This window comes from Sulfurovum sp. (assembly GCF_049668085.1).
In the GTDB taxonomy this organism is placed as follows: Bacteria; Campylobacterota; Campylobacteria; order Campylobacterales; family Sulfurovaceae; genus Sulfurovum.
Window position 1 is genome coordinate 1 of record NZ_JBATIY010000182.1, and the last position, 6002, is coordinate 6002.

6 protein-coding genes are annotated in these 6002 nt (G+C 36.0%); 3 read left to right on the plus strand and 3 right to left on the minus strand.

Features of this window, described 5'->3' with window-relative positions; all coding sequences use genetic code 11:
- Positions 1 to 144 precede the first annotated feature (144 nt).
- Entirely contained in the window at positions 145 to 1440 is a 1296-nt protein-coding gene (locus WBM70_RS11015) for a DEAD/DEAH box helicase (protein WP_424558549.1), read from the plus strand.
- 6 nt (positions 1441 to 1446) lie between these two features.
- On the opposite strand, the gene WBM70_RS11020 is transcribed toward WBM70_RS11015, so the two are convergent.
- Together WBM70_RS11020 and cls are read right to left on the minus strand one after the other, a co-directional pair.
- On the minus strand, positions 1447 to 2193 hold the full coding sequence (locus tag WBM70_RS11020) for an endonuclease/exonuclease/phosphatase family protein (RefSeq protein WP_424558550.1): 747 nt from the start codon (positions 2191 to 2193) through the stop codon (positions 1447 to 1449).
- Positions 2193 to 3629, minus strand: coding sequence for a cardiolipin synthase (cls, locus tag WBM70_RS11025; protein WP_424558554.1), 1437 nt, complete (start codon positions 3627 to 3629; stop codon positions 2193 to 2195). Before cls ends, WBM70_RS11020 begins: the two co-directional genes overlap by 1 nt.
- Before the next feature lie 100 nt (positions 3630 to 3729).
- On the opposite strand from cls, the gene WBM70_RS11030 reads away from it, so the two are divergent.
- The gene (locus WBM70_RS11030; RefSeq protein ID WP_424558551.1) at positions 3730 to 4509 is read left to right on the plus strand and encodes a patatin-like phospholipase family protein; all 780 of its coding nucleotides are present in this window, start codon (positions 3730 to 3732) and stop codon (positions 4507 to 4509) included.
- 9 nt (positions 4510 to 4518) lie between these two features.
- On the opposite strand, the gene WBM70_RS11035 is transcribed toward WBM70_RS11030, so the two are convergent.
- The gene (locus WBM70_RS11035) at positions 4519 to 5163 is read right to left on the minus strand and encodes an Hsp20/alpha crystallin family protein (RefSeq protein ID WP_424558552.1); all 645 of its coding nucleotides are present in this window, start codon (positions 5161 to 5163) and stop codon (positions 4519 to 4521) included.
- Positions 5164 to 5481: 318 nt separating this feature from the next.
- Between WBM70_RS11035 and WBM70_RS11040 the strand changes: the two genes are divergently transcribed.
- Positions 5482 to 6002, plus strand: a 521-nt coding sequence (locus WBM70_RS11040; protein WP_424558553.1) for a metallophosphoesterase family protein, incomplete at its 3' end; no start/stop codon positions are given.

Sequence of the window (6002 nt, forward strand, 5' to 3'; positions counted from 1 at the left end):
AAAGATCTGATCTTATCCTTAACAACCCTAAACATTTAAATGATAACCTGGGATAAGTCACTCTGTCCACGTTTCAATAGAATCACAATTTTGATATAATGTCATCAAACATATTTAAAAGCTCACTATGACTACGCTATAGATTTGAAAGGAAATATTATCAAATCATTTGAAAAACTGAATTTACATCCCGATATTTTAAAAGCCATTACGCATGCAAAATACCAACAGACTACTGCTATACAAAATAAAGTGATACCTGTTGCCATGAAAGGCATAGACATACTCGGAGCTTCAAAATCCGGTACGGGAAAAACTGCGGCATATATACTGCCCCTACTTAACAAACTACAAAAAGTGGTTAAAAAAGATGGAAAAGTTTTAAGAGCACTTATTATTGTTCCGACCATCGAACTTGTAGATCAGGTTTCTCGTACGATCAACGAACTTAGCAAATACCTGGACATTAAAAATGTGAAGATACAAGGGGGCATACCTAAAAGTACACAGCTTACAAGACTTTCACAAGGTGCTGACATCGTTGTTGCAACACCAGGACGATTACAAAGTTTTATAGATGACAAGAAGATCAATCTTGAACATATCAATACCGTCATACTCGATGAAGCAGACACGATGTTGGAACTGGGCTTCTTAGGAGAGATAAAAGGCATACTCAGGCACTGTGGACAGCCTAGACAAACGATGATGTTTTCCGCAACCATTTCACAGAACATCAAAAAGCTTGGAAAAGAGTTCATGCGTGATGCCGTCATCGTTGAAGTGAGTCAAAGACGAGATATTGTTGAGTTCATCGCACATCGTGCATACAAAGTAGACAAGAAGAGAAAAGATGAGTTGGTGGTCAAACTTATAGAAGAGATGCATATGGAGCAAGTGCTTTTGTTTGCGAGTACAAAAGAGTCTGCAAACAAAATATATGAGTATCTCAGAAGTCATAACATACGTACTTCTATCATACATGGTGACATCAATAGAGGAGCTAGAGCAAGATCTTTAGCACTGTTGAAGAGTGGGAAAACACAAGTTTTGGTAGCCACTGACATTGCAGCACGCGGTATAGATATCAAAGAACTCGATATGGTCATCAATTATGATATGCCAGAGGGTACAGATGACTTTACACACAGAGTAGGAAGAACAGGACGTGCCAACCATAAGGGTGCTTCTATCTCAATCTTAACCACACGCGACTATGACTTCTTTACAAAAATGGAAAAACATTTAAAGCTCAACATCAAAAGAGAGATATACCCTGGGTTTGAGCTGACAGACACGCAACCAAGACAAAAACAACCCAAGAAAAAATCACTTGTCGAGAGAAAAGGCGGTTTTGACTATCATAAGCAAAAAATGCAAAGAAGAGGCCAAAGTAAGTCAACTCCTGCAAAGAAAAAACCCTCAGGACGTAAAAAGTAGAACGTTCTAACTCTCTTTTCTAAACTGTGCAAAAAGTGGATTGTGATCAGAGAGTCCTTGATTGTTCAAGGCTGAGAACTCAAGGAGTTCCATACCTCTGTAAAAAATAAAATCTAAATGATTTCCCATAAATGACTTTACTTCATCTATCGGTTTAAAAGGTACTCTATTGAGTGCGAGTTCTTCTTTTAACCTATGGAGTTTCTCTAGCCGTTTTTTATTCCAAGAATTAAAGTCACCTGCAATGATCATCGGTCCATTATGCTGTTTCATAAGTTCTAAAAAACGTTCTAATTCTCTAAAATAGCGTTTATTCTCTCGAAAATTGATCGCATGCACATTCAGTACCAAAAGTATACTTCCATCCTCAAATGGATAAGTATTGATCAATAAACTTTTATGTGGACCTAAAAAACTCTCTTTCCCTTCTGAAAGATAGGCTTGAGCATCACCTGACTCTACCCTACTCGCTGTCAGTACACCGTAGAACTCTCCACGGTACTCTAAGTTTGCTGCAGCATCAAAAGCAAAATCTGGAAGTACACAATGTCTATCATCTCTAAAGTTGGCTTCTTGCAAAAGTATAAAATCGATCTCTTTTTCCCTAGTCAATTTTCTTATAAAAGGTTCAAACCCTGGATGTTTACGATTTTTTTTATAAACATTCCAGCAAAGCAGACCAAAAGTATTGGGCACAAAGCGTTCACAACTGACACGACATGTACGATGATGAATTTTAGAAGGAACTAACATTACAGTAACGGTGCAAACACTTTCATAATATTTTCAATTGCCTCACGAACTTTGGAAGGTTTTTTCATGCCCCTGCTTGCATTGAGCATTAATGTATTCATCCATGTTTCTATACTCTCTATAAATTGTGGAGAGTAAACAAATGTAACCACTTCATAATTAAGGAAAAGACTTCGGTTGTCCAAGTTCACTGACCCTACCATACCACCAAGATCATCAAAAAGTATGGCTTTGGCATGGAGCATCTCTCCTTCATACAGAACTACATCAGCGCCTATTTCATCAAGTTCACGCATGTAAGGACTTCTTCCCAGGTCTGCGAGTAAATGATCCGAGTTTTTTGGCGTGATCAACTTCACATCAACGCCCTTATGATATGCGATCACCAATGCCTGTATCATATTTTCATCCGGTACAAAATAGGGAGTCACTATCCAAATGCGCTCTTTCGCATTATAAATAGCATTTAACAGCGCTTCATAAAGTGCATCACTAGGAATATCTGGGCCAGAAGGAACCACCTGAACAAGACTTTCACCCTCATATGCTTCTGCTATCTTAAAATCTATTTTTTCTTCTTTAGTCGCATAACCCCAATCATTTTGGAAAATTTGGTGAAAATGATAAACAGAAGGACCTTTTAAACAGTAAAGAAGATCCTCCCAGCGTTGACTGCCATCTGCTTCCCCCATATATTCATTACTAAGATTCATACCGCCACTGAGCAATGTGCTATGATCGAAAAGATAGATCTTACGATGATTTCTAAGATTGATATAGTTTTGAAATGGCCTTTTTAAAATAGGTGTAAAAAATGCCACTTCTCCCCCTGCTTCTCTTAATACCTTGAAACCTTTTTGATTAAAACTGGCACCAAAAGAACCTACCAGATCCATGAGCAGTCGTACTTTGACACCTTCATTTGCTTTCTTGGTTAATGCATCTATGATTTTCATAGTTGTTTTATCAAATTGAAAAACATACGTACAGATATCAATACTGTACTTTGCATTGTCGATCTCTTTGAGCAATCTATCGTAGGCTTCTGTATCATTGGTGATCAGTTCAAAAGTATTGCCTTTTGTTGCAACGGGAATACCATTTTTTTTCAAAAGATTTTGAAAAGCATGATGAGGGTCATCCAATTCATATGGAGCATATTCACGTATTGTTTCAAAGGTAACATAGTCTTTTTTATGTTTAGGTTCACGTTTACGTATGCCGATAAGAAAATAAAGCGGTACGACAATATAGGGTAAAAAGAATATAGACAACATCCAGGAGATCATGCTGGTTGGAGATCGTTTCTGATAAAGGATATGACTTAATGCAGAAAAAATGAGAATTCCTGCAACGACTACCAGAACATAGGTAAGTAAAAATTGTAAAGGCGTAACGTCGATGATGAACTCCTCTATATAAATACTTTTCTGGATTGATTATATCATAATGAATATCCCTAAAAGAAAATTTTTGATAAAAATATAAACGAAATATCACACTATTTATCATCAGCGACTTACGTTATAATACTTCATGATAAAAGACCTACAAAGTAAAAATTTCACATTGGTTCTCTCAGGTGGCGGTGCTTTGGGCATCGCGCATTTAGGTGTGTTACATGATCTGGAAAAACAACATCTAGTACCTAACGAGATCGTCGGTACAAGTATGGGAGGTATCATTGGTGCCTGTCTGTCCATAGGACTGTCAGAAGAAAAAATCTATGAACATATTAAAAGTTTTGCAGGTATCTTTAACTGGATCAAGTTCTCTTTTTCCGGTAATGCTGTAGTAGACAATGAAAAAGTAGCCAATATATTTGACAGTATCTTTCAAGACAAAAAGATGAAAGATACCACTATACCACTCAAACTGATCGCGACAAACCTACTTAACGGGGATAAAAAAGTATTTGATGCTTCTGATGATGTCTACATCAAGGATGCGGTACTCAGTACCATGGCCATACCCGGTGTATTTGAAGAGCATGTCATTAATGGAGAAACCTATGGTGATGGTTTTCTTTGTGAAAACCTTGGAGTCAATGAAGCCACATTCGATACTATCCTCGCTGTGGATGTTCAAGGGAAAAATGCATTTGAAAGAACTATGCCAGATAACTTTTTTAAAACTGTTAATGTTTTAGAAATGTTTGAAAAGTCTATCAGACTGATCATTTACAACCAAACGAAAACAAACCTATCTCATTTACAAAATGAGATCTACCTCATAGAACCAGAAACAAAAGCCCATAAGACATTTCAGTTTCATAAACATGAAGAGATACGTGCTTTAGGATTGGATTTACTCTAACCTGCATTTTTACACATGTGAACTGGTATGCGGTACCCTTACTTTTGTTGTATTGGTCTCTATTTGCTTTTCTTCTTTTGGCACATCCTCTACCGGTACTTCTTTTTCCTTCTCTTTGACTACGGAGTGTTGAATACTCTTTTTTTTCTGAAGTATTAAAACAAGAACACCATTTTTATACTCACTCTTTAAAGTGCTTGGATCTGTATCATTAGGTAATGTCTCACTGCGTTGTATCATACTGATATAATGTTGTTGCATTTTCATATTTGATTGGTTTGATTTCTTTACTGTATCTACTGTTGCTTTTAGATGTAAAATACCATCTACTATAGAAATATCAATCTGATTATTTTTACTTTCCGGTATTTGTGTATTGTACTCATAATGGGTACCTTTATCTATTAACTCACTTTGGCTTCTTATATTGTTCTTGGGAATCAAATTTTGTCTGCTTGGGTAATTCCACAGTTTTGTACGCTGCTCCATTCGTTCATTCATACGCTCAAAGATCTTATCCATCTCTTTTTGCATTTGATACATCTCTTTAAATATATCATCACCGAATGGATCATTGAAAAACGGATCATTTGCCTGAAGTGAACTTATTGCTATCAAAGGCAAAATGAAAAGTGATATTTTTTTACTAAACATATTGTACTCCTTATATTTATAAAAAAATTATAAAAAATGTAGGTTAATCGTTTTTTAATACCTAGCTTATTTTCTACTTTATTTCTTCCTCTTGTTCCCACGTTATACCTGAAAACGTTTATTAGTGAGATACTTTTACTTTGAATTATTTATCGTTGTATGGGTTACCACATACAAGGAACAACCAGTAACTATTATCATTGTTTGCCTTGTTTAGTTTATTTAGGGTATTATTTGTCTAAATTGTTTGAATATCAGCCAAAATTATATAATGTTTTAAAATAGTTATTGGCTTGAATGCATTTAATGGAGAATGTTTTGTTTCGTAAATATCTTATCTTTCTATCAACTCTTATGCTTACCGGATGTATTTCTGTGCAAAACGGCACTTTTCAGGAAGCAGAAGCACATTTTTCCAAGAGACAGTTTCTAGTCTGGATGCTTTCAGACATACAGCCTAAGACCACGCTTGATCGCAATGTCTTTGAAGCAGCAGCTGCAGATGTAAATGAAAATATTGGATCCATAGATATGGGCATCATGGCAGGGGATCTTCTTAAATCAAGAAGTCATGATGATGATTTTAATTGGTTAATTGAGACAAGAAACAAGACAAATGTGACAGATTGGTATCAGATCGCAGGAAATCATGATGTACGTTCAGGACCAATATTCTACAAATATTTCCCTCAAGCTCAATATTATGCGGTGAAATATGGTAACTTGTTATTTCTCTTTTTGTCAGATCAATCCACCGCCTCTCGTACAGATATTTCCGATGAGACATTTTTATGGTGGAAAGATATGGTAGAGAGTAACAGGGAAAAGATCATTATCAC

Excerpts from the sequence above, each read along its gene's own strand:
- WBM70_RS11020 (WP_424558550.1), bottom strand. The coding sequence starts at position 2,193 with ATGTTAGTTCCTTCTAAAATTCATCATCGTACATGTCGTGTCAGTTGT.
- WBM70_RS11030 (WP_424558551.1), top strand. The coding sequence starts at position 3,730 with ATGATAAAAGACCTACAAAGTAAAAATTTCACATTGGTTCTCTCAGGT.
- WBM70_RS11035 (WP_424558552.1), bottom strand. The coding sequence starts at position 5,163 with ATGTTTAGTAAAAAAATATCACTTTTCATTTTGCCTTTGATAGCAATA.